Here is a 25,550-nt window from a genome sequence, read left to right on the forward strand (position 1 = left end):
AAATAGAAACAGTTTTTTGATATTTAGCAAGAACTAAAATGAAAAATCCTAGGACAGCAGAGTGCCTTTTTTAGAAACCTTGCCTGTTTTTCATGATTTAAAACTAATAAGGAGAGGAAAGTATGAGTGAATTGCATTTTATGAGTCTAGAAGAACTGGATAATGAATTAGAAAAAGATGACAGTGGTATTTATTTCATTAAAGATTATAATGACAATATTATTTATATAGGCAAGGCTTTTAGTATAAAAAGTAGAGTATTAGCTCATTTTAATAGTTATTCCAATATTAAGGAATATGTACATTTATTTAATAAAGTAGCGTATCTCATTGAAGATAGTTTGTTAAAACGCTCATTGTTACAAGTTACTTATATGATTAAATATAAACCAGTATTAAACAAAGAAGTCCAAAAAGAATTCCCAGAGTTATATACTCAATACATTAAGCAAACAAATAAAAAATCCATGTTGTTAGAAATTGATGAAGCTAAAGAAAAAAGGGATGAGTTAAAGAATAGATTAGTAAAATTAGTGGGTGGAAAAACTATGTTTTATGACATAATTTCTCTGTTAAACAATGGATATAACTATCATGTTCTCGCAAAAGTATTGAGCATAGAACTTCAAACTTTAATTATAATGAAAGAACACCGAAACAAATTCCCGATACCACATAATTATAAGAGGACAATCAAGCATCAAGATATAATGTATGCTTTATCTGGAAAAAAGAATTTAAGTACGTCAAGGTTAAACACTTAAATTTAAAGTAGTAAATTCGTTGCTTTTGTAGCTTTTGTTGTTATATTGAAATGCAATTTTCTGCTACTACAAGTACTATTGAGCAAATGAAGTATGAAATTGCTTTTGAACTAGGAGTCACACTGGGACCTGATACATCATCATCTGTAAATGGTTCGGATCGGTGGAGAGATTACAAAACGCTTAGTTCGAATGACTGAAAAACAGTTAACAGGTCAATGCAGATTACACTAAGAAAATAATCCGTATATATACGGATTATTTTTCCTTTAATTTACAAAAAAATAAATTTTGGAATTAAAAAAACTTCTCAGATTCCTTTGTAATGATCTTTTGTAGTTGTGTTAATGACATAGGTATCGAAAGAGAATTAAATCAATACGAATGATGTATGAGTCCTTAAAAGAGTTTTGGTGTTATTTGCAATTTTGATTCCATAATACTTAAGCCGATATAATAAAATGTTTTATGTCTAAATCGATATAAAGTAATAATTATTAATTAATATTTCTTTTTTTATAGAATAAGTAAAAACTGATACTGTAGTAATTACTGTTTTGAGGTCAATTTACTGTGCACCTTAATTATTGAAGTTTTTTTGTTGATTAACAACTATTGTATTTGGAAATTAATAATAAGTTTATCCCGCTATTTGTGGGCAGTAAGACCCCCACCTCAAAATTCAGCGGAAGCAAAGAAGTTAGGTGGGGGATCAACTGTCCGTAAAAGCCCGATTGGTGTGGGCTAATAATCAGTGGGGGATGAACAAAACCCCCACTGATTAAAGTTTCACTTTATGTGATGCGGTAATAAAACTATCTAGTTTGATATTCTTAGTATTTGTAAAGTATATATATTTTTTCCTCTTTTGTGGAAATTAAAACTAATGTTGCGACCAGTAATATAATGCCAATTAGATAAAACTATTTGGCATTATACCGACAATATTTCGAATATTCCATTCATTTTTTATTCTTATTTTTGTTGATGAAAAGACATTTCTCTCAATTAAAAGTTTAATTGAGTACTTGAATTTCCTCCACCTTGTACTTTTCAAAGCATAGTGCTTCAAAAATAGCCTTATCGCTTTCATCTTTTTCCGATTTCACGACTTCTTTATTATCTTTTTCTAAAATTTGGAACAAAATAGTTTTTCAGTTTCACATTTAAATTGGCAGTATTTATTTTTTGAATTCAATTTGTATAAATGATTGAATTGGAACTTTGACTGTTGTTTCTTGCGGTGGTACAGTATCTCCTTTTACTTTCGCTTTATTTTAAATCTTTTTCCAGCTTGGTCCTCGCATTGACTACCACTGTATTTTGTAGTACTTCACTGTTTTCTCAAGTTCAATAATTATATCTTGTAGAATTAAGAAAAGAACTTAGCTTATTTCATTTACTTATCTACTCTGATATTTAGATGCTAACTACAATTAAATAATATATGATTTTTATAAAAAAGATATAGTAATATTTTGTTGTGAATTGTACTAATTTGATATTTTATAGTATTATTTGTCGTGAATTATATATAACAGAATATATTTTATGGATCTATAAAGGAGAAAGTAATGAATACTTCCATCGATATACAACACTTGTGTGATCTTGCACATAAAGCATTTAATGCCCCTGTACATATTTTATCTACAGACAGAAAAATTTTATATCATTCTATATCTGATAATGTTTGTAGTCCTTTTTATTCTTCAAAAGAAGAACATCTTAGTGATATTTATCAAGAAAACGATCCCTGTAACTTGCCACTTTTCCGAAGTAACAACTATCTTGAAAATTTTGTTCTAATTCATATAGAAAATCATGATGATATTAAAGGGACTATTATAATCGGTCCTACTATACATCCAAAAGATTCAGATGATATGATCATAAAATTTCAGAAAGAATTTAAATCAAATGATAACATTCAAGAAAGACTTGCCTATTATCAGTGTTTATCTGAGATTAAAAAAACTACATTAATTGATATGGGAATTTTATTACATTACATGATTTTCAATGAAAAGTTAGATGTAGATATTGTCCTGGAAAAAAATAAAGTGCTAGAGGAAATTCCTAATAAAAATGTGAAACCTGATTTATATATTTTAAAACGCCGACAAAACAAACCTAAAACGCACAATATGGCATTAGTAAATGATTTCTTTTCGACTATTAAAGAAGGGAATAAAAAAAAGTTAATACAGTATATGTATGCGGTTTCGCAAGAAGATGTTGAACTTATGCTAATAGAGGATCCGCTCAGGAATCAAAAAAACCTTGGAATTATTGCGATTACCTTAGCCACTCGATATGCAATAGAAGGAAACCTGCCACCAGATATTGCTTTTGCTCATAGTATTTTATATATACAAACCCTGGAACAATTAGATAATGTAGAATCTGTAAAGCGATTGTCAGGGGATGCTTTACGTACCTTTGCAGATCGTGTGAAAGAATACAATGCAAAAAAGTATTCTTACGCGGTTACTACATGTATAAAACATATTAATAAAAATGTTTACGATGGAATATCTCTGAATGAACTTGCTAATCATTTAGAAATTACGCCTACTTATCTGTCTAAACTATTTAAAAAAGAAATGGGAATCACTTTAAGCGAATATATTCAAAGAGAACGAGTAGAAGAAGCAAAAAAATTATTAACACTCACCACTTATTCGTTATCAGATATCTGTGCTTGGCTTAACTTTAATGACCAAAGTTATTTTATAAGAGTTTTCAAAAAAATCACTAGCATGACTCCTAGGCAGTACCGTGAAAAATATACAGTAATATAAGCTTGTTATCTGCTGTCTCCAATGTAAAGACTTAAACATGGGTGTAAGTATCCCTAAAAATGAAAATACTGAACTTATTACTCTAGAAAGAGTTTGTGATTTGTCTAGAAAAAGAACCTATATTCAAATAGACGTATGAGATTAACCTGATATTATCTTGTTAGCGGAGCAGTTCAATTTTTAGAAGTTAGAAAAATAATGGAGAAGCAAAGTGTATCTATTTTTTTAATAACAATCATGTGCTGAATTTATCGGTATAGTTTTGAATTAGATAAACACCAGTCTGACGTCAGCTCAAACAAATAGCTCTTGAAGATTTGATAAACACATATGTGAGCAAAAGCTCAATGGAAATGTTTGTACCGTATAGTTAACTTGAAAAATACACTAACCATTATTTTGCTAAAGAAAACAAAAAGACAGAAGGCTGCAAAGTGTTTCAAGGAAGCTTTGCAGCTTTTTTGTAATTTAAAACCTACGTTTATAACGAAGATAAGTTTATAGACTAATATCTTCATATAGATATTTATTAATAATGATATTAGGATGTTTTGTAAAAAAATCAACAATATAACATATATTACTAAATATATCTACATTTTATGCAATTATACATAACTAAATAAAGGTAAAAAAGTATAAAAAGACCTATTATATTATTCTATAAGTATTTTTTCTAAAATAAAATTTCTTGGTTGAGCTAAAATAGTTCTTTTTAACCGTATACACATTAATTTGTAATCATTACAATTACAGAAATGAAATTTACGAATAACTATATTTATATAATTTTTTTGGGTGCATATTTTTATTTAACAGTAAATTATCGAGCTTAATCGACAAAATTTTTCTATTTACGCATTAAAAATTTAATGTTTTAATGAACAACATAACTGGTATGACCAGACAGAAAGGAGAAGGTTACGCTAATAGGAATTATAGTGAAGTTGTAAGTAACATTATGTTGAAAATAATTTTCTAAATAGTCTATTTATTTACAGGTGGTCAAGAATCAAATTTGTAATAAACGTGTTCTAAGTTTCTGCATAACAAAAGTGAAGTTATTCCGCAATAAAAGTATAAGCGATGTACAGTATAATTTCACCTTTTGTTGTCTAGTCAGGAGTTTGCTGACAAAACTAAGAGATATATTATCAAATTGAAATTAAACAATGTTATGACAAGATTAACTGTAAGCATTGGTTTATGGATTCTCGCGGTTCTGTAGGTTAAACCGCAATTCTAGAGAAGAATTAATAATTTACTATTCATAGGGTGCTTGATTCAAATATAGTTAATAAATTTTTGTTATTTATATTTGAAAAAATAGAGTATCGAAATGAGAGATAAGTAAAATCCTTACATCCTATTAGAAGTAAAAAATAACGATATTACCCTATCTGAAAGATTTCTCCTTCCTAACCAGTTTACAAAGAGAGAGGTCGTACAAGTTATATGAATTAAGTTATAAAAACAGTGGTAAAGGAGTGTACGGAATGAAAACTAAAATAATTACAGGATTATTAGTCACATCCATTGTAACTGGAGGAAATATTCCTATCAATACTCTTGCAACACCAATCGTCCAAGCAGAAACTCATCAGGAAGGCATGGATATTTCCTCTTCATTACGAAAATTAGGTGCGCAATCTAAATTAATCCAAACGTATATTGATCAATCTTTAATGAGTCCTAATGTACAGTTAGAGGAAGTCACAGCTTTAAATACAAATCAATTCCTAATCAAACAAGATATGAAGGAATGGTCATCGGAACTCTATCCACAGTTAATTCTATTAAATTCAAAAAGTAAAGGATTTGTAACAAAATTTAATAGCTATTACCCGACATTAAAATCGTTTGTAGACAATAAAGAAGATAGAGAAGGGTTTTCGGATAGACTTGAAGTACTTCAAGAAATGGCTATGACGAATCAAGAAAATACGCAACGGCAAATCAATGAATTAACAGATCTTAAATTACAGCTTGATAAAAAATTAAAAGATTTTGATACTGATGTGGCAACTGCGCAAAGCATACTAAGTACAGATGGAACAGGAAAAATAGATCAGTTAAAAAATGAAATATTAAATACCAAAAAAGCAATTCAAAATGATTTACAGCAAATTGCATTAATACCAGGGGCTTTAAATGAACAGGGATTTGCTATATTCAAAGAAGTTTATAGTCTTTCAAAAGAAATTATTGAACCAGCCGCTCAAGCAGGGGTGGCAGCGTATAACAAAGGAAAAGAAATTAACAACTCTATTCTAGAAGCTGAGAAAAAAGCAGTGCAAGAAGCAACAGAGCAAGGTAAAACTGCTCTAGAGATTGAATCAGCAAAAAAAGCAGCTCGTGAAGCAATTGAGAAAAGCAAACAAGGTGAAATAGCAGCCGCAGCCGCAGCAAAAACACAAGAGTATGACCTGATGAAGGTCATTGATACCGAAAAGATTAAGAAAACATTTGGCGTTTTTGCTGAAGTAAATAAATTAACAGCAGAACAGCGAGCATATTTAGATGATTTAGAGAAACAAAATCAAAAAATATATGATTTAACAACGAAACTATCAATAGCTGATTTACAAAAATCAATGCTTCTTCTTACACAAAATGATTTGCATACGTTTGCAAATCAAGTAGATGTAGAACTTGATCTACTAAAGCGCTATAAAGAAGATTTAAATCTAATAAAAAATAGCATTACAAAATTATCTACTAATGTTGATACAACTAACGAGCAGTCTCAAAAAGATACATTAAGACAATTAAAAAATGTAATAAGTTACCTTGAAGAGCAAGTATATAAATTTTGATATTACGTTTTTGGAAATCTATAAAGATTATAAGCATTTAGCGAAAGAAGGAGAATAGTCATGAAAAAATTTCCATTCAAAGTACTAACTTTAGCTACATTAGCAACTGTTATAACTGCTACTACCGGTAACACTATTCATGCATTTGCACAAGAAACGACCGCTCAAGAACAAAAAGTAGGCAATTATGCATTAGGCCCCGAAGGACTGAAGAAAGCATTGGCTGAAACAGGGTCTCATATTCTAGTAATGGATTTATACGCAAAAACAATGATTAAGCAACCAAATGTAAATTTATCTAATATCGATTTAGGCTCAGAGGGGGGCGAGTTGCTCAAAAATATTCACCTTAATCAAGAGCTGTCACGAATCAATGCGAATTACTGGTTAGATACAGCGAAGCCACAGATTCAAAAAACTGCTCGTAATATTGTAAATTACGATGAACAATTTCAAAATTATTACGGCACATTAGTAGAAACTGTACAAAAGAAAGATAAGGCGAGTCTAAAAGAGGGTATAAATGATTTAATTACTACAATCAATACAAATTCAAAAGAAGTTACAGATGTGATTAAGATGCTACAAGACTTCAAGGGGAAACTATATCAAAATTCTACAGATTTTAAAAATAATGTTGGTGGTCCCGATGGGAAAGGTGGATTAACTGCAATATTAGCAGGTCAACAGGCAACGATTCCACAACTTCAAGCTGAAATTGAGCAACTTCGTTCTACTCAGAAAAAACATTTTGATGATGTATTAGCATGGTCAATTGGTGGTGGATTGGGAGCAGCTATTTTAGTTATTGCAGCTATTGGAGGAGCGGTAGTTATTGTTGTAACTGGCGGTACAGCAACACCGGCTGTTGTTGGCGGACTCTCAGCTCTTGGCGCAGCTGGTATTGGTTTAGGAACAGCGGCTGGTGTCACAGCATCTAAGCATATGGACTCCTATAATGAAATTTCTAACAAAATCGGAGAATTAAGTATGAAAGCAGATCGTGCTAATCAAGCAGTTCTTTCGCTTACTAACGCGAAAGAAACATTGGCATATTTATATCAGACTGTAGATCAAGCGATATTGTCTCTAACAAATATTCAAAAGCAATGGAATACAATGGGCGCAAATTATACAGATTTACTGGATAATATCGATTCTATGCAAGACCACAAATTCTCTTTAATACCAGATGATTTAAAAGCCGCTAAGGAAAGTTGGAATGATATTCATAAAGATGCAGAATTCATTTCAAAAGATATTGCTTTTAAACAGGAGTAGAACTGAAATTTAAAACCTAAATTGGAGGAAAATGAAATGATAAAAAAAATCCCTTACAAATTAATCGCTGTATCGACGCTATTAACTATTACAACTGCTAATGTAGTTTCACCAGTAACAACTTTTGCAAGTGAAATTGAACAAACGAACAATGGAGATACGGCTCTTTCTGCAAATGAAGCGAGAATGAAAGAGACCTTGCAAAAGGCTGGATTATTTGCAAAATCTATGAATGCCTATTCTTATATGTTAATTAAGAATCCTGATGTGAATTTTGAGGGAATTACCATTAATGGATATGTAGATTTACCTGGTAGAATCGTACAAGATCAAAAAAATGCAAGGGCACATGCTGTTACTTGGGATACGAAAGTAAAAAAACAGCTTTTAGATACATTGAATGGTATTGTTGAATACGATACAACATTTGACAATTATTATGAAACAATGATAGAGGCGATTAATACAGGGGATGGAGAAACTTTAAAAGAAGGGATTACAGATTTGCGAGGTGAAATTCAACAAAATCAAAAGTATGCACAACAATTAATAGAAGAATTAACTAAATTAAGAGACTCTATTGGACATGATGTTAGAGCATTTGGAAGTAATAAAGAGCTCTTGCAGTCAATTTTAAAAAATCAAGGTGCAGATGTTGATGCCGATCAAAAGCGTCTAGAAGAAGTATTAGGATCAGTAAACTATTATAAACAATTAGAATCTGATGGGTTTAATGTAATGAAGGGTGCTATTTTGGGTCTACCAATAATTGGCGGTATTATAGTGGGAGTAGCAAGAGATAATTTAGGTAAGTTAGAGCCTTTATTAGCAGAATTACGTCAGACCGTGGATTATAAAGTAACCTTAAATCGTGTAGTTGGAGTTGCTTACAGTAATATTAATGAAATGCACAAGGCGCTTGATGATGCTATTAACGCTCTTACTTATATGTCCACGCAGTGGCATGACTTAGATTCTCAATATTCGGGAGTACTTGGACATATTAAGACCGCATCTCAAAAAGCTGAACAAAATAGATTTAAATTCTTAAAGAATAATTTGGATGCGGCTAAAGACAGTTGGAAAACATTACGAACAGATGCTGTTACATTAAAAGAAGGAATAAAGGAATTAAAAGTGGAAACTGTTACTCCACAAAAATAGGGAAATGTTAATTCTGATGTAAAGTGAACTAAACTAAAACATAGAAAGTCTATGATTACACCGTTAAACAGAAAAGTGATAATTAATAAATCCTTATATAACAGAAAGGCGGAGTCTCATTAAAGACTTCGCCTTTCAATTATATATAAATATGATTCGAATAAAAAATAAACTTGTAGTTTATTTGTTTTTTTAAAATTTGCAACAGAATCGGTTAATTTAAAGTAGATTATATACATTTTCTTTAATAATTAATGATTTGAAGGCTGCTAAAGAAAGTTCAAACGATACTGATAAAAGATTTAGAACTTATTTTGAAAGACATCGCTTTTTAATAAGATCAGAACTTGAAATCATACCCTATATAGGAGGAATACGAAATAATGAAAAAAATCCCTAATAAACTACTCGCTGTATCAGCATTTTTAACTATAACAACTACTTATGCAGTCATACCGATAGAAACTTTTGCAATTGAAATTGAACAAACGAACACTGAAAATATGTCTCTTTCAGCAAATGAAAAACAGATGAAAAAAGCTTTGCAAGATGCTGGTTTATTTGCAAAAGCTATGAATGAATATTCTTATTTGCTAATTCATAATCCAGATGTGAGTTTTGAAGGAATAACTATTAATGGAAATGCAGATTTACCTAGTAAAATTGTACAAGATCAAAAGAATGCAAGAGCACATGCTGTTACATGGAATACACAAGTAAAAAAACATCTTTTAGATACATTGACAGGCATTATAGAATACGATACAAAATTTGAAAATCATTATGAAACATTAGTAGAGGCGATCAATACTGGAAATGGAGATACTTTAAAAAAAGGGATTACAGATTTACAAGGAGGAATTCAACAAAATCAAAAGTCTGCAAAAGCATTAATAGAAGAATTAATTCAATTAAAAAATGCTATTGGAGAAGATGTTAGAACATTTGGAACTCATAAAGAGACATTACAATCGATTTTAAAAAACCAAGGTGCTGATGTGGAGGCTGACCAAAAGCGTCTAGAGGACCTTTTAGGACAAGTAAAATATCAAAAAGACATAGAATCTAAGGGATTAGACATGGTGAAAATCCCCTTTATTCCAACCTTGATTGCTGGTGGCATAATGATAGGTGATGCAAGAGGTAAGTTAGGTTGGCTAGAACCTGAATTAGCAAAATTGCGTCAGAATGTAGATTATAAAATAACATTGAATCGTGTAGTTGGAGTTGCATTTCATAATATTAGTGATATGCATAGTATGCTTGATAGTGCTATCACTGCTCTTACTTATATGTCTACACAATGGGAGGATTTAGATTCTCAATATTCGGGTGTACTGGGACATATTGATAAAGCTGATCAAAAAGCTGATCAAAATAAATATAAATTCTTAACCCCTAGCTTGAATGCAGCGAAAAACAGTTGGAAAACATTAAAAACAGATGTTGTCACTTTGCAAGAAGGGATAAAAATTGCAGAGAAAAAAGAACAGGATTTTTTGAATCAGCTTCGTCCAGCAAACGTTTTATACTTTTATAAAAAGATTCATAATGCATACACTTTTGAAATAAAGACTGGAACAAATGCGCCAAATGCGTCTTATAAAGTTATGAATTTAACTAAAAACACTGTTCATAATATGTGGAGTGGAGGGGCTAATACTAACATGTGGGCTGATTGGCTTTCATTCAATCCAAATGATGAATTTGTGGTAGTAGCAGTAGTGGATGGTAAAGAATATGTTGTGTATAAAGACAAAGTACAAAATATAATGAACTGAATCTGAAAAGTAACAAAGTAATTGGAGCTGGACAATAAACTAGATACCAAGTTAATTGAAAAATCTCCTTATATCCTAGAATACTTTGCACAAGAAAAAGAATTTGTTCAACGAAAAAGTAAATATTGAACCAAGGAGTTAGTTGTATTATGTGTATGGTTTTAACGAAAGGTTTCAAGTGCATTACTCATACAATTATGTAGTTATCCTGAAGTATCTACAGGTGTTCTAATCAACCCTGAAGAATTACTTAGCTTCCTAAGTGGAGTAATTTTATACCAAATTAAGTGAACGTTTTTGTACATAGATTAGTTGACATTTATATAGGCTTTTTCTAGTTTTAAAGATAGTTTTGTTTTTTGTGTTATTTTTCGGAAGTTTCAGATGAAATTTCTATATTCATGAACTTAGCGCATAATGATTGTTCGATGAAACGACATACCACGTCCCTTAGAGTTTCAGACATATTACGATAACTTAAAGAAAAAAGATAATAGTATCAACGGTTACTATTATCTTTTTTGAACTATTTTTCATTAAAATATCTCATCTGCTGTGCCCCTTATTTACTTTTCTAGATTTTATCCTAGTTTAAAATTTATGCATTTGAACTGTTTATACAATTTGTAGGATTTTTAGCTTTTTTGTCGAATACACTTAATGCAAGGAGGGACATTACATGATTATTAAAGATTATTTCATCAACCTTTCTATTTTTTCTTTATTAGTTAGCGCAGCAATATTTATTCAAGTGTTTACAATTAATTCTAGTCGATATTTCGAAAAGCTCTATGGAGGGATTATTGCAGTTACGTTAATGTTCTTTTCTTTTCCATACATGGGATTTTCCTACGATCTTCGAGTTGTTCCTCTTATTCTATCTTTTATTTACTTTGGTCGTATTGCTGGTTGGATTACGTTAATTAGTATAATTGTAATGCGTATCTTTTACATTGGAGGGTATTGGGAACCTCCTGTGATTGCTTATTTAGGTATGGGGATTCTATTTTCTACTTTTAAAACTTATTTTAAAAAACTACATCCTTTTAAAAGTGCATCTTTCTATTTTTCTATTTTTATTGGAATAAAGTGGTTAGTTGGCATGTTATTTAATACTACATTACTTTACACAGGAGGCTTATTATATATAGCGTTAGGACTTTTAATTGGGCTATTTCTTATGGAAGCCTACCAGAGATTGTATTATTTAACACAGGACTTATCTAAAATGAATCGAGAATTAAAAAAATCGAAGCAAGAACTTGCAGATACCGTACATGAGCTTCAAGGAGGAATTTTTAAATTTAAAAAAGTGGGTAAGCACTTTATACACACTTTATGTGATGGACAGTTTTATTATCAAAACGGATTTTATTCTGAACAGGTGGTAGGAAAAAGCTTACGTACTATTGATGCTTCTATTATTCCTCCACATTTAGTTCCACAATTGATGAAGTACTATCTTCAGGCATGGGAAGGAAAAGAAATTATATTTGAATTACCTTGGCCAAATGATAAAACTATTATTCTTATTGCGCTTAGGCCGATTAAACGAAATGGAAAAGTTATTGAAGTTGTTGGTTCTACAGTTGATATAACCGAAAGGAAAAAGGTAGAATCAGAATTAAGCGCTACCAAAGAATTATTGGAATCATTTATAAAGCACAATCTAGATGCTATTACCATTTCTGATCGAGAAGGGCATATTTTACAAGCCAATAAAGCTTATGAAAAGATATTTGGGTGGTCATCACAAGAAATCATAGGTAAGAGATTACCTTGTGTACCAGATTTTTTAATGGAAGAATCGCTTAAAAATATTCAGAAAATTCTAACAGGTGAATCGGTAGTTACTAGATTAGAAACTGTTAGACAACGGAGCGATGGGAGTCTTCTTGATATCAGTCTGACAGTTTCTCCTATACTAGATGTAAGAGGAAATGTGATAGCTTTATCAGCGATATGCAGAGACATCTCTGAAAGAAAACAAGCAGAAAGAGAACGGCATCGATTACACCAGCAATTAAGAGATAGTGAAATGAAGTATCGTGCACTAATTGAACAAGCAACTGATGCGGTATATGTAGTAGAGCTGAATGAAGATAATGCTCCAAGTCGATTTATTGAGGTAAACCCTGTTGGGTGTATAAGATTTGGATATAGTAGAGAAGAGTTGCTCTCATTATCATTTTCAAATATAGTACCACAAGATTCTCAAATGATCGTAAGGTTATTAGAAAAAATTAAAAAGGGAAAAACTTCCTTCACTTTGCAAGATGAATATGTTTTTCCAACAGGAAAAGTAATAACAACTGAGTTTAGTGTTCGTGTTTTTAACTTAAATGGTAAAAAGGTTTTCCTAAGTATTTCTCGTGATATCACTGAACGGCTAAAAACAGAAGAATTATTACGAAAATCTGAAAAACTTGCTGTTGTAGGACAATTAGCGACTGCAATGGCTCATGAGATTAATAATCCATTAACTGCAATGAAAGGGTTCATGCAATTACTAAAATCAACGGAAAATGAGAATAATCAGGGTTATATTAATATAGTATCATCAGAGATTGAGCGTATAGAGAGCATTACAACTGAATTTATGGCGGTAGCCAAACCACAGGTGGTAAAAATACAGCCTAATGACATTAGTGTGCTAATGGATCAAGTTTTAATGCTACTACAACCTCAAGCAATGATGCATAATATAAAATTTAGAATTGATCTTAACCCTGGTATTCCATTGATTTCATGTGAAGGAAATCAATTAAAACAAGTATTTGTTAATATATTAAAAAATGCAATTGAATCTATGCCGATGGGAGGGGAAATTCTCATTCAATTAAATATACTTGATAATAATCAAGTAAGCATTCGTTTTATCGATCAAGGGTGTGGGATTCCAAAAGAACGTATACCATACCTCGGAGAACCTTTTTATAGTATTAAAGAAGAGGGGATTGGCTTAGGGTTAATGATCTGTTATAAAATCATTGAAACACATCAGGGAAAGATATTTATTGAGAGTGAAATGAATAAGGGGACTATAGTTGAAGTCACTCTCCCTATTTGTACACTTCAAAATTAATATATTCTTTTACTGAAATTTTTTAAGAAACCATACAGAATGTAGTGTTATTAAACAAAACTGTATAGAACTTTCTATCGCTGTTTACAAGAGGAAATGACAAACGCAACAAGACATGGAGAAGCGGGAAACGATACAAGTCTTGTTACAATATCATACAAATCATGTAATACTTCCAAAACAAGATTGTCTGTATATGTCGAAGAGTTATATCGATATACGCTTCCAGATACACTTAATCAATTAACTATAGAAGCTGGTGGAATAAAACGAAAATATAAGTATCATAGGCACCATTTTCTATCCTAATTGGTTAGTTAATACTAAAATTCATTTTTTTACCAGTTAATTACTATCTCAAAATGCAAAGTTTTTGGAAATAACTATTTTCGATGTGAGATGAAAATGGGAGAATAGATACTTAAAATTTAATAAAAAAGATAAGATTACGGAGTGTAATCTTATCTTTTCATTAAGAATAATACATTGTATCTTTAAGGTTTTAAAATGACTTTTATACAATCATCTTCACGATTATTGAAAATTTGATAACCGTAGCTCGCTTCTTCAAGGGGGATTTTGTGCGTAATAATCTCTTTTGGATCAAATTCTTTATTTGTTATTTTTTCAAATAGTTCCGGCATAAAATGAATGACAGGTGCTTGTCCCATTTTAAGATTAATATTTCTAACCCAAAATGCACCGAGTGGGAAGGCATTATAGTTGCCGCCATAAACGCCGGTCATTTGAACCGTTCCATATTTTCTTACGGCTTTCGTAGCTATTTGAATAGGGCCGAGAGTTCCGCCTTGTAATTTCAATTTTTGTTCCAGAAATTCTAGAGGCGATTTTTTTCCATCCATCCCTACGCAATCAATGACTACATCGGCACCACCATGTGTAATTTCCTTTAAATGTTCTCCCATATCGGGGGATTTTGTAAACTCAAATACCTCAACATTGTTAATCTTTTTTGCATAATTCATCCGATAATCTAAGTAATCCACTGCAATTACACGTTTAGCACCTTGCATCCAGGCAAATTTTTGTGTCATTAATCCAACAGGGCCACAACCAAGAACGATAACAGTATCACCTCGCTTAACACCTGCGTTTATTACACTCCAATAGGCTGTTGGTAAAACATCTGATAAAAATAGTAGGGATTCATCTTCAAGTTCGCATGATTCTGGTATAACAAATGGAGTGAAATTTCCAAAAGGAACTTTCAAATATTCAGCTTGTCCGCCTGGATGATTACCAAATTTCTCTGTGTAACCAAAGTATCCACCAGAATCGTAATGAGGGTTCGAGTTATCACATTGACTTTCCATTTCATGTTGGCAATAGAAACAATGTCCACAAGCAACGTTAAAGGGGATTACAACACGGTCTCCTTTTTTTACTTTAGTAACATCTGGACCAACTTCTTCAACAATTCCCATTGGCTCATGACCAATAATGTACCCTGGAGGTAAAGGCATGTTGCCTTGATATAAATGTAAATCAGAACCGCAAATAGCAGTTGAAGTAATTTTTACAATAATATCATCTTTTTTCTCTAACTTTGCATCATCCACCTGTTTAACTTGTACTTGGTTTGGACCTTGATAGGTTACAGCTTTCATCTCATGTCTCCTTAGGAATCATTTTTCATAATTTATATGTATCTCTTGGCAAAACAGAAATCTTTAGTAAAGAGGAGTCTATACATAGTGTTGTTATGACAGTATGTTATAACAACTCTTCTTTCTTGTGTCTTCTGCCCTATTTTAAGAAGAAACTCAATATTTATTCATAATCTAATTCCCACAAAAAGGATAATTATTATTTCATAATTTGAAGCATATTAAAAACATTGGAGGTGAAACGATATGACAAATAAAAATAATGGAAGTCGTAATGAATTGTTAGTTCGAGGTGCCGAGAATGCACTTGATCAAATGAAATATGAGATTGCACAAGAGTTTGGTGTACAACTTGGTGCAGACGCAACAGCTCGTTCAAATGGATCTGTTGGTGGTGAAATTACAAAACGTTTAGTAGCAATGGCTGAACAGCAACTTGGTGGTAGAGCTAACCGCTAAGTAAATTGGCATACAATATAGCAGATATATAAATCAATTTCTTTTGTGAATGTATAAAAACAAACCCTTATAGTAAATGAATTCTCACTCAAAGATTATTGATAATCTTCTTTCATAATCTTTGGGTATTTAATTTGTAAACTACTTTCCTAAACAATAAACACGCAGTGTTGGAAAGGTGTTTTCCATGCATAGTAGAAAATCTTTTGCAGGAAAAAGTATACTTAAAAATTTGATTTCAATATTGAAATCAATATTTATTATGATATTTTCGAAAGGTAGGAATTTAAAAATGGGTATATTAAGTGGAAATCCTCAAAATGAACCTTTACATTACGGAGAAGTATTTGATATTTGGAGTTATCTCCTTGCTGCACAGGGGGCAATTGCAAGCCATCAAGTATTTATGAATCACACAGGTGACGAAGATTTGAAAAAGTTTTTAGAAGGCTTAATTGAAAATGATATGAATTCGGAAATAGAAGAATTAAAAGCTCTTTTAAAAATTAATGGGGTCGCTTTACCGCCTGCTCCTCCAGAACGACCAGTTGCATCTATCGAAGACATTCCTCCTGGAGCACGTATTAATGATGCTGAAATTGCTGCAGCTGTTTCTACAGGATTAGCAGCTGGACTTGTGACATGTAGTCAAGTGATGGGAAAATGTCTTCGAGAAGATGTAGGCATGTTATTTGGACAATTTCATATGAAAAAAGCGCAGGCAGGTGTAACGCTGCTACGTTTAAGTAAGAAAAAGGGATGGGTAGTTCCACCTCCATTACATGTAAGAAATTCTGATCAAGCGTAATAAACAAAAATAAAAAAGTGGCGTTGGCCACTTTTTTATTTTTTAGATGTATCCTCAAGCTTGGATTTATTTATTGTGGAAGAATCTATATATTCATCTGACATTTCCATAGCATATTTATCATGTTGAATATGATTGTGATTTGTTAATTCATCGTCGTTACGTAGCACTAGCCTCTTCATATAAATATGGAAGAAAACTTCTGTTCCACCAATAATTAAAGCGGCTATAAATGAAGAAAGTCCAATATTACGAGTAGCATCTAAATTAGTAAACAAGGATGTTAATAACCAAGTGCCGAAAAAGCTTAATCCGAAATCTGCCATTGTAGCAATCATGTTTCCGTATTTAGGTAAAATGAAGAGGTCTCCGATTAAATAGGCAGCTCCTGTAAGGAAAAGAGAAATGAGTAATACTCTAGGAATTGAAATGCCTTTAAAGATACTAAGTATGACTAGTAATACTGCAGTTATCGCTGTGTATTTAATTAATAAAGCAACAATATGTTTCATCATTTTCCTCCATTTTTCAAACGTATATGGAATAAAATATTTCATTAAAAACGGATTATGCTTTTATATAGCGTAACCCGTTTTAATCACCCTTTAATGGTAAGAAGTACAACCTGGGTAAGAAGCAGGCTTATACTATGGATAGTATTTGCGGAATATCGAGCTTTATTCACAAAGGGTAGTTCCATTCTTATAATAGAGATGTTGCCTAAGTGCAATGTTTTTTCAAATGAAACTTAATATTTTTTGGTGTTTTGATTTTGTATTATATTTTGATTCGTTAATATAAAAATAAATAAAGTATTTTCGCGTTTAATGCATCTTTTTATCTATATATTTTCCGTAATCAGGTACAGCAATTTCATCAAACTCTTGAACGAGTGTTTTGAGGCTTGTTGATAGCAATTCACCTGACATCGGTACCCCATGTCCAGTAATAGCGACTAGAGGCTTTAACTTTGCTAGTTTAATAACGGATTCTTTAGCAGCGTTCCAATCTGTTGTTAAATAACGAGGTGGTCCGCTGATTTCCTGTTCCTGAGTAAATACTTTATATAGATATTCCTGCTTCACTGTAACAAAAGCGTCCCCAGCAATTAAAGTTCGATCTTTTTCTCGGAATAATGAAATATGCCCTGGAGTATGTCCTGGTGTATGAACCCATCTAAACTCTGGCATATGAGGAACAGTTCCATCTGCAGGTAGTACTTTTACGCTATTTCCTAAATCAATCGGTTCGTTAGGGAACAGAGGCGACATTTTCGCTACCATACCACCTTCAACTGTTGGATCTGGTTCAGGATAGCTTTGTTGTCCAGTCAGGAACGGTATTTCCATTTGATGTGCATAGACTGGAACATCCCAATACTTGATGAGTTCAATTATTCCCCCAATATGATCAAAATGCCCATGAGTTAAAATAATTGCTTTTGGGTGACTATTTGTACCAAATCGCTTCTCAGTGACAGAGATAATTTCATTTGCACATTTAGGCATTCCAGCATCAACTAAAACAAAATTATTGGTATGCGGATGTCCAACAAAACAGATGTTGACGATTTGAATTGTGTAACAAAATAAATCAGGCAATACTTCGAGGCCATGCCCACTTTCAATTGAAGTTGCCGGAATAAACTTGTAATCACTTCCATAATTCATTTCATTGTCCACTTTTTATCCCCCTTAATATATGTTATACAACATTATAGTTCCCTAATTTTGAAAATCCATTTTGAAGCATTTGAGAAAAGAATGAGTGGGGGATTACAAAAAACAATAATTTAGTCTTAGAATTAAGGGGGAGATATGTCAATTTATATAAAATGTAAACAAAGAATATTGATTTTAAAGTCGTAGTTTATACTATTTTTTTGAGTGTAAGTGTATATCTTTTAAGAGGACATGCCAAGTTCTTTTATTTTGATAATTACTTGAAACTTGAATGGGAAACACATGATCTAGCCCCCATTCTAATTCGTTTATTTCATTTTCAAGTCCTGTTGGATAGAGTAAAAGAATCTTAAAATTATTTTTAACAATATTTGATAAAACTGTTTGTAATTCTAGCGCTTCAGTCAAGTTTCCGCCCCATCTAACAAATAAAATGGATTGTGAATTATGAATTTTTTCGTAAAAATTATCAATTCTTCGATCTAATTTTTGTTTAAAATCATGGTATGTGATGAACCAATCTTCATTCGGAATAACAGGGAAATCATGATAGGATGTTACGTTATATTTTGTGTCTTTTATAATATGAGAAAAAACAGGTTGTATCACGCCATCATTAAACACAATATTTTGATCCGGCATTGCGTGCATGTTTTTTAAATCCATAAAGTCTATAAAATTATTTTTCAATAATTTGTTGATAGAAGAAAGATTCGGTGATTCAAACCAATCTAGAGGACCTGAATATTTCCGCAGCCTATATTTTTTCAGATGAATAGCAGTATAACAATTTTGTCCTAAACTAATAACATCATCATAAACTCCTTGAAGCTCTTTCATTTCCAATACAATCATCCTTTTTTTAGAAAAATTAGAAGGTATATATAAATTCTAAAAAGTGTTACTATGACATAGAATATGATTTTGAAAAATAGGAGAACTGATTAATTATAAATAATATATGTATGTATAAAACCTCCTGTGAAAAGGCTCACAGGAGGATAAACTAAAGCGTATTTCGGGTTATATACCATTTGTTGAGGTAAGAATTGTGTGTGATAATTAATGGCATTTTTTAATCTCTTCCTAACTTAATTATATCATGTAAATCAAGTTCGAAATAGACTGTTTATTCTCATGTACTACTGCTACAATCAAGAACACATGCAAAATAAGGAGAGATGTTATATGAGTTCTTTCGTTCTCGATTTTCAGGAAATAGAAAAAACACAGCTTTCACTCGTTGGTGGAAAAGGTTTGAATTTAGGGGAGTTATCAAACATTCCAGGTATACAAGTACCAGAAGGTTTTTGTGTTACAACGGTAGGATATGAAAAGGCTATCGAGCAAAATGAAGATCTTCAAACTTTGTTACAGCAGCTAACAAAGTTGAAACGTGAAGACCAAGCTCAAATTGGTGAAATTAGTAAGAAGATTAGAGAAGTCATTATGGCAGTAGAAATTCCTTCTGATGTAGTGGAAGCGATAGCTCATTATCTCTCATGTTTTGGAAATGAACATGCGTATGCCGTGCGTTCTAGTGCTACGGCTGAAGATTTACCGTATGCCTCGTTCGCTGGTCAACAAGATACGTATTTAAATATTATCGGAGAAGAAGCAATTTTGCAGCATGTAAGAAAGTGCTGGGCTTCTTTATTTACAGAGCGAGCAGTCATATACCGTATGCAAAATGGTTTTGAACATAATCAAGTTTCTATATGTGTTGTTGTTCAAAAAATGGTTTTCCCTGAGGCTTCAGGCATTTTATTTACTGCTGATCCGGTTACTTCTAACCGAAAGATGTTATCAATCGATGCCAGTTTTGGACTTGGCGAGGCATTAGTATCAGGACTCGTCTCTGCTGATAATTATAAAGTAAAAGAGGGGAAAATCGTCGATAAGGTGATTTCAACTAAAAAAGTAGCTATCTACGCCTTAAAAGAGGGAGGAACAGAGACGAAACAGATTAATTCAGCTCAGCAAAAGATTCAAACATTATCTGAACAACAAATATTACAACTCGCACAGATTGGAAGACAGATTGAAGCTTATTTTGGTTGTCCGCAAGATATTGAATGGTGTTTAGCTGGGGATACATTTTATATTGTCCAAAGTCGCCCAATCACGACTTTATATCCAATTCCAGAAGCAAATGATGGGGAAAATCATGTGTATGTATCGGTTGGTCATCAGCAAATGATGACAGATCCTTTGAAGCCATTAGGAATGTCTTTATTCCAGTTAACATCTTTTGGACCGAGGTTTCATGCTGGGGGAAGGTTGTTTGTTGATGTTGCACAAAGATTGGCTTCGCCAACAAGTAGAGAACTTTTATTAAATACGATAGGGAATTCGGAACCGCTTATTAAAGATGCATTAACGACTGTAGTCGAGCGAGATGATTTTATTAAATTGTTACCGGATGTTGAAGCAGGAAAGAGTGTTGATAAAAGTGGGTCACCTGTAAGCTCACAACCAGGAGTCGAAAACAATCCGGCAATCGTTACGGATTTAATAAAGATGAGTCAAGCATCAATCGAAGAGTTAAAACGAAACATGCAAACGAAATCAGGGGTGGATGTACTTGATTTTATTTTTGAAGATATTCAGCAATTAAAGAAAATATTATTTCATCCGCAAAGCATGGCGGTCATTATGGCGGGTATGAATGCTTCAACATGGATCAATGAAAAAATGGAACAATGGTTAGGTGAAAAGAATGCAGCAGACACGCTTTCTCAATCGGTACAAAACAATATTACGTCGGAAATGGGCTTAGCATTACTCGATGTTGCTGATGTGATTCGGCCGTACGAAGAAGTTATTGCGTATTTACAACATGTAGAAGATGACAACTTTTTAGATGAATTAGTTCAGTTTAAAGGCGGGGAAAAAGCTCGAGAGGCGATTGATGCTTTTCTAAATAAATACGGAATGAGATGCAGCGGAGAAATTGACATTACGAAAATGCGTTGGAGTGAAAAGCCAACTACAATTATCCCAATGATTTTAAATAACATAAGAGATTTTGAAGCTGGTGCTAGTAAGCGGAAGTTTGAAGAAGGACTGCAGGAAGCTTTGAAAAAAGAAGAAGAATTATTAGATCGATTGCAGCATTTGCCGGATGGTAAACAAAAAATAGAAGAAACGAAACGAATGATTCGTAACATCCGTAATTTTATCGGTTATCGTGAATACCCGAAATACGGCATGATTAATCGTTATTTCATATATAAGCAGGCGTTATTGAAAGAAGCTGAGCAACTTGTGCAAAGCGGTGTCATTCATGAAATCAATGATATATACTACCTAACTTTTGAAGAGCTTCACGAAGTCGTCCGCACGAATAAACTAGATTACGAGCTTATTCATAAACAAAAAAATGATTACAAATTATATGAAAAACTAACACCTCCGCGTGTAATGACGTCTGATGGAGAAATCATTACAGGTAAATATAAACGGGAAAACCTCCCAGCTGACGCGATTGTAGGTCTGCCTGTTTCTTCTGGAGTTATTGAGGGAAGGGCTCGCGTTATTTTAAACATGGAAGATGCGAATTTAGAAGAGGGAGATATATTAGTTACTGCTTTTACTGACCCTGGTTGGACACCATTATTTGTATCTATAAAAGGATTAGTCACTGAAGTCGGCGGACTTATGACGCACGGGGCAGTTATTGCACGTGAATATGGATTGCCAGCAGTTGTTGGGGTAGAGAATGCTACGAAATTAATAAAAGATGGGCAACGAATTCGAGTACATGGAACAGAAGGGTATATTGAAGTGCTGTAGTTGTATTTTAGATAAATAAAGAAATCGTCCACTATATTTAGTGGACGATTTCTTTATGATTTTTATTGAAACGGAAGACTGAAATAAAAAGGAGCATATGATATACAGAGATTTTAATATTTTTATCAACTTTCATCAATATTTCCTGAAACATTGATGAATCAGAATGTATGTTCATCTAAAATAAAGGATTTTTTCAAAAATATTACAAATCAAGACAATATATTGTTAATTATCTGAATTTTCTATAATATATAAACATTGTATCGTATTTAATATTGGGGAGGAATAGGGATGAAGAAAAAGCCTTTTAAAGTGCTGTCTACGTTTGCGGCGGCAGCTGTGCTTAGTTGCACATTTGGGTATGGGGGTCAATCTGCTTATGCGGCAACGCCGTCTAATGCAGGAACTTTAAGTCCAATTGATGAAAATTTAATTCAAGAGGAGCGTTTAGCAGATGCGCTCAAGAACCGCGGTGTAATTAGTGAATCTACGTCGAAAGAAGACACATTAAAAGCTGTTGAAAAATACGTAGAGAAGAAAAAAGGTGAAAATGCTGGAAAAGAACCAGCAGCGGGGGATAGTGTTACGAGAGAAGCTGCTGACTTTTTGAAAAAAGTCAAAGATGCAAAAGCAAATGAGAAAGAAAAAGCAGATCAACCTGCTAGTGGCCCGGTAGTTGGACAGGAGCCGGTTAAAGGGGGATTAAACGGCAAAGTACCAACTACTTCAGCGAAGCAAAAACAATATAACGGTGATGTTCGTAAAGATAAAGTTCTTGTATTGCTAGTAGAGTTTGCTGACTTTAAGCATAACAATATTGATCAAGTACCAGGTTATATGTATTCAAATGATTTTAATCCAGAACATTATCAAAAAATGTTATTTGGTAATGAGCCATATACACTCTTTGATGGTTCAAAAGTACCAACATTTAAACAATATTATGAAGAGCAATCTGGTGGTAGTTATACAGTAGATGGGACAGTAACAAAGTGGTTGACAGTTCCTGGTAATGCGGCAGATTATGGCGCAGATGCAGGAGATGGCGGTCATGATAATATGGGACCAAAAGGGCCACGTGATTTTGTAAAAGAGGCATTAAATGCGGCTGTAGAAAGTGGTATTGATTTATCTGAATTTGACGAATATGATCAATATGACAATAATGGTGATGGTAATAAAAATGAACCAGATGGTCTGATTGATCACTTAATGGTTATTCACGCTGGAGTTGGGCAAGATGGAGGCGGTGGTAGACTAGGTGATGATGCAATTTGGTCACATCGTTGGCACCTTGGAACACCATATCCAATTGAAGGAACAAAAGCAAAAGTTGATAACTGGGGCGGTAAAATGGCAGCATACGACTACACAATTGAGCCAGAAGACGGAGCAGTTGGTGTATTCGCACATGAATTTGGTCATGATTTAGGTCTTCCAGATGAGTATGATACGAAGTACACAGGAGCGGGTGAGCCAATTAACTCTTGGTCTGTTATGAGTGGCGGTAGCTGGGCTGGTAAAATTGCAGGAACAACACCACCGAGTTTTTCTCCCCAAAACAAAGAGTTCTTTCAAAAGAACATGGGCGGGAACTGGGCCAATATTGTAGAGGTTGACTATAATAAATTAAATCGCGGTATCGGTTATGCGACGTATTTAGATCAAAGTGTGACGAAATCAAATCGTCCTGGACTGATTCGTGTTAACTTACCAGATAAAGAAGTAAAAGGTATTCAGCCTGCATTCGGTAAGAAGTACTACTATAGTACAAAAGGTGATAATCTTCATACAACATTAGAAACGCCAGTATTTGATTTAACAAATGCAACAAATGCGAAGTTTGATTACAAATCAATGTATGAAATTGAAACGGATTATGATTTCCTTGAAGTACATGCAGTGAAAGAAGATGGTACGAAAACGTTAGTGGATCGAATTGGTGAAAAGAATGTAAAAAATGGTCTAGACACAACAGATGGTAAATGGGTAGATAAGTCTTATGATTTAAGCAAATTCAAAGGTCAAAAAGTAAAATTAGTATTCGAATACATTACAGATGGTGGTTTAGCGCCGACCGGTTTTACTTTTGATAATGCTACATTAACTGTAGATGAAAATGTTGTGTTCTCTGATGATGCAGAAGGCGAAACGAAATTTAAATTAGATGGTTTCGTTGTAGCAGACGGTTTTGATAAGAAGAAGCATAACTACTATTTAGAGTGGAGAAACTATGCTGGTGCTGATCAAGCGTTAAAATATAGCAGTGGTGTACCGTATAATACAGGTCTTCTTGTATGGTATGCAGACTCTAGCTTTACAGATAATTGGGTTGGTTTACATCCAGGTGAAGGTTTCTTAGGAGTTGTTGACTCTCACCCAGAGGCAATTGTTGGAACGCTAAACGGAAAACCAACTGTTAAAAATAGTACAAGATTCCAAATCGCAGATGCTGCGTTCTCCTTTAACCAAACGCCAGCATGGAAAGTTGTATCTCCAACACGCGGAACATATGATTACAAAGGATTACCAGGTGTAACGAAATTTGATGATTCTAAAGCATATATGAACGACTTAATCCCAGATGCAGGACGTAAAGTACCGAAATTTGGATTGAAATTTGAAGTAGTTGGACAAGCAGATGATAACTCTGCAGGTGCAGTTCGTTTATATCGTTAATAATGTAGAAGCTGTTGAAGGGGAGTCCTTTCAACAGCTTTTTTACAGAAACATAAATTTCAAGTTATTAATAAAATAATAGAAATTACTAAGCAAGCGGGCTTATTTCTTTAAACCAGCTGCATAAAAAGGTCCATGAACTGCGATTGTTGATAAAATACGAGCAATTTCCTCAGGTGTTTCTTTTTGGCCACTATTTAACCATTGCTGGATGACACCTATATGAGCGGATGCCATATAAGAAGTTAAGTATTGGCTTGGAACAAGTAAATTCTCCTTATTAATGAGAGCACCATTCGTATCTTCAAATAATGTTTTCCACATAAAGTCTTTCAACTTTGTTTGAAAAGATAAATCTCCTTTTGGGCTTAATACAGCTTTCATAAAATCACTATTTTCATTTAGAAATTCAAGAATAGAAGTGATGAGTAGAAAGGGCATTGTTGGAGAAGGATTCGATCCGAGATCCGCAATTACTTCTGGGAATCTCTTTTTGGCAATGCTAGAAAACTCATACATAATGTTTTCTTGGCATTTTGTCATTAAATCAAATTTATCTTGATAGTGCGCATAGAAAGTACCGCGATTAATGTTTGCTTTCGTTGTAATATCTTTCACTGTAATGGCGTCAAAACCTTTTTCTTCAATTAATTCCACCAATGCATTTCGTATGGCAGTTTTCGTACGAACAACACGTAAATCTAAATTACTATCGCGCAAAGCATGTCCCTCCTTAATTTTAGCCAACACATTTCAAGAAAGTGTCTTATAACCGACACATTCACGATTTTTGATTATTGT

18 protein-coding genes and 2 pseudogenes are annotated in these 25,550 nt (G+C 33.0%); 14 read left to right on the forward strand and 6 right to left on the reverse strand.

The window, feature by feature from the left end; genetic code table 11:
• Positions 1-122 precede the first annotated feature (122 nt).
• Entirely contained in the window at positions 123-764 is a 642-nt protein-coding gene (locus tag DN390_RS08420; protein ID WP_001292174.1) for a nucleotide excision repair endonuclease, read from the forward strand.
• Between the two features lie 50 nt (positions 765-814).
• Positions 815-998 (forward strand): annotated as a pseudogene (locus DN390_RS08425) (small, acid-soluble spore protein, alpha/beta type).
• Between the two features lie 782 nt (positions 999-1,780).
• Here the strand turns inward: DN390_RS08425 and DN390_RS08430 are convergent.
• The gene (locus DN390_RS08430; protein ID WP_147807120.1) at positions 1,781-1,909 is read right to left on the reverse strand and encodes a peptidase; all 129 of its coding nucleotides are present in this window, start codon (positions 1,907-1,909) and stop codon (positions 1,781-1,783) included.
• Positions 1,910-2,338: 429 nt separating this feature from the next.
• Between DN390_RS08430 and DN390_RS08440 the strand changes: the two genes are divergently transcribed.
• From DN390_RS08440 to DN390_RS30600, 8 genes and pseudogenes are all read left to right on the forward strand, one after another.
• A complete protein-coding gene (locus tag DN390_RS08440; RefSeq protein ID WP_147807121.1) occupies positions 2,339-3,568 on the forward strand; it encodes a helix-turn-helix domain-containing protein in 1,230 nt (409 codons plus the stop codon).
• A gap of 1,496 nt (positions 3,569-5,064) precedes the next feature.
• On the forward strand, positions 5,065-6,384 hold the full coding sequence (gene hblC, locus DN390_RS08445; protein ID WP_147807122.1) for a hemolytic enterotoxin HBL lytic component L2: 1,320 nt from the start codon (positions 5,065-5,067) through the stop codon (positions 6,382-6,384).
• 60 nt (positions 6,385-6,444) lie between these two features.
• Complete coding sequence (gene hblD / locus DN390_RS08450; protein ID WP_147807123.1) at positions 6,445-7,665, forward strand: hemolytic enterotoxin HBL lytic component L1; 1,221 nt, start codon at positions 6,445-6,447, stop codon at positions 7,663-7,665.
• Between the two features lie 36 nt (positions 7,666-7,701).
• Entirely contained in the window at positions 7,702-8,829 is a 1,128-nt protein-coding gene (gene hblA / locus DN390_RS08455) for a hemolysin BL binding component B (protein WP_147807124.1), read from the forward strand.
• A 380-nt stretch (positions 8,830-9,209) separates the two neighbouring features.
• Entirely contained in the window at positions 9,210-10,610 is a 1,401-nt protein-coding gene (gene hblB, locus DN390_RS08460) for a hemolysin BL regulatory component HblB (protein ID WP_147807125.1), read from the forward strand.
• Between the two features lie 21 nt (positions 10,611-10,631).
• Positions 10,632-10,859: pseudogene (locus DN390_RS31755) on the forward strand (hypothetical protein); the annotation flags it as partial.
• A gap of 430 nt (positions 10,860-11,289) precedes the next feature.
• Positions 11,290-13,695 (forward strand): PAS domain S-box protein, encoded by a 2,406-nt coding sequence (locus tag DN390_RS08465; RefSeq protein ID WP_147807126.1) that lies wholly within the window; start codon positions 11,290-11,292, stop codon positions 13,693-13,695.
• Positions 13,696-13,791: 96 nt separating this feature from the next.
• A complete protein-coding gene (locus tag DN390_RS30600) occupies positions 13,792-14,004 on the forward strand; it encodes a hypothetical protein (RefSeq protein ID WP_088116017.1) in 213 nt (70 codons plus the stop codon).
• Between the two features lie 185 nt (positions 14,005-14,189).
• On the opposite strand, the gene DN390_RS08470 is transcribed toward DN390_RS30600, so the two are convergent.
• Positions 14,190-15,323, reverse strand: coding sequence for a zinc-dependent alcohol dehydrogenase (locus DN390_RS08470; protein WP_147807127.1), 1,134 nt, complete (start codon positions 15,321-15,323; stop codon positions 14,190-14,192).
• 246 nt (positions 15,324-15,569) lie between these two features.
• On the opposite strand from DN390_RS08470, the gene DN390_RS08475 reads away from it, so the two are divergent.
• Entirely contained in the window at positions 15,570-15,782 is a 213-nt protein-coding gene (locus tag DN390_RS08475; RefSeq protein ID WP_147807128.1) for an alpha/beta-type small acid-soluble spore protein, read from the forward strand.
• Between the two features lie 292 nt (positions 15,783-16,074).
• Entirely contained in the window at positions 16,075-16,590 is a 516-nt protein-coding gene (locus DN390_RS08480) for a DUF3231 family protein (protein ID WP_098288938.1), read from the forward strand.
• Positions 16,591-16,625: 35 nt separating this feature from the next.
• Here the strand turns inward: DN390_RS08480 and DN390_RS08485 are convergent, their stop codons facing one another.
• The 3 genes from DN390_RS08485 to DN390_RS08495 form a co-directional block, all read right to left on the reverse strand.
• Positions 16,626-17,102 (reverse strand): YndM family protein, encoded by a 477-nt coding sequence (locus DN390_RS08485; RefSeq protein WP_141531705.1) that lies wholly within the window; start codon positions 17,100-17,102, stop codon positions 16,626-16,628.
• A 312-nt stretch (positions 17,103-17,414) separates the two neighbouring features.
• Positions 17,415-18,272, reverse strand: a complete 858-nt coding sequence (locus DN390_RS08490) for an MBL fold metallo-hydrolase (protein ID WP_147807129.1) — start codon at positions 18,270-18,272, stop codon at positions 17,415-17,417.
• Between the two features lie 192 nt (positions 18,273-18,464).
• Positions 18,465-19,127, reverse strand: a complete 663-nt coding sequence (locus DN390_RS08495; RefSeq protein WP_098288901.1) for a DUF1796 family putative cysteine peptidase — start codon at positions 19,125-19,127, stop codon at positions 18,465-18,467.
• Positions 19,128-19,460: 333 nt separating this feature from the next.
• Here DN390_RS08495 and ppsA point away from each other — a divergent pair, with 333 nt between their 5' ends.
• Complete coding sequence (gene ppsA / locus DN390_RS08500; RefSeq protein WP_147807130.1) at positions 19,461-22,067, forward strand: phosphoenolpyruvate synthase; 2,607 nt, start codon at positions 19,461-19,463, stop codon at positions 22,065-22,067.
• 294 nt (positions 22,068-22,361) lie between these two features.
• Positions 22,362-24,749 carry an immune inhibitor A domain-containing protein gene (locus DN390_RS08505; RefSeq protein WP_147807131.1) on the forward strand — a complete coding sequence of 796 codons (2,388 nt, stop codon included), beginning with the start codon at positions 22,362-22,364 and terminating at the stop codon, positions 24,747-24,749.
• A 102-nt stretch (positions 24,750-24,851) separates the two neighbouring features.
• Here DN390_RS08505 and DN390_RS08510 read toward each other — a convergent pair whose 3' ends face one another.
• On the reverse strand, positions 24,852-25,469 hold the full coding sequence (locus DN390_RS08510) for a TetR/AcrR family transcriptional regulator (protein ID WP_304521080.1): 618 nt from the start codon (positions 25,467-25,469) through the stop codon (positions 24,852-24,854).
• Positions 25,470-25,550 lie beyond the last annotated feature (81 nt).

The organism is Bacillus sp. SH7-1, assembly GCF_008042405.1.
Taxonomy (GTDB): Bacteria; Bacillota; Bacilli; order Bacillales; family Bacillaceae_G; genus Bacillus_A; species Bacillus_A thuringiensis_N.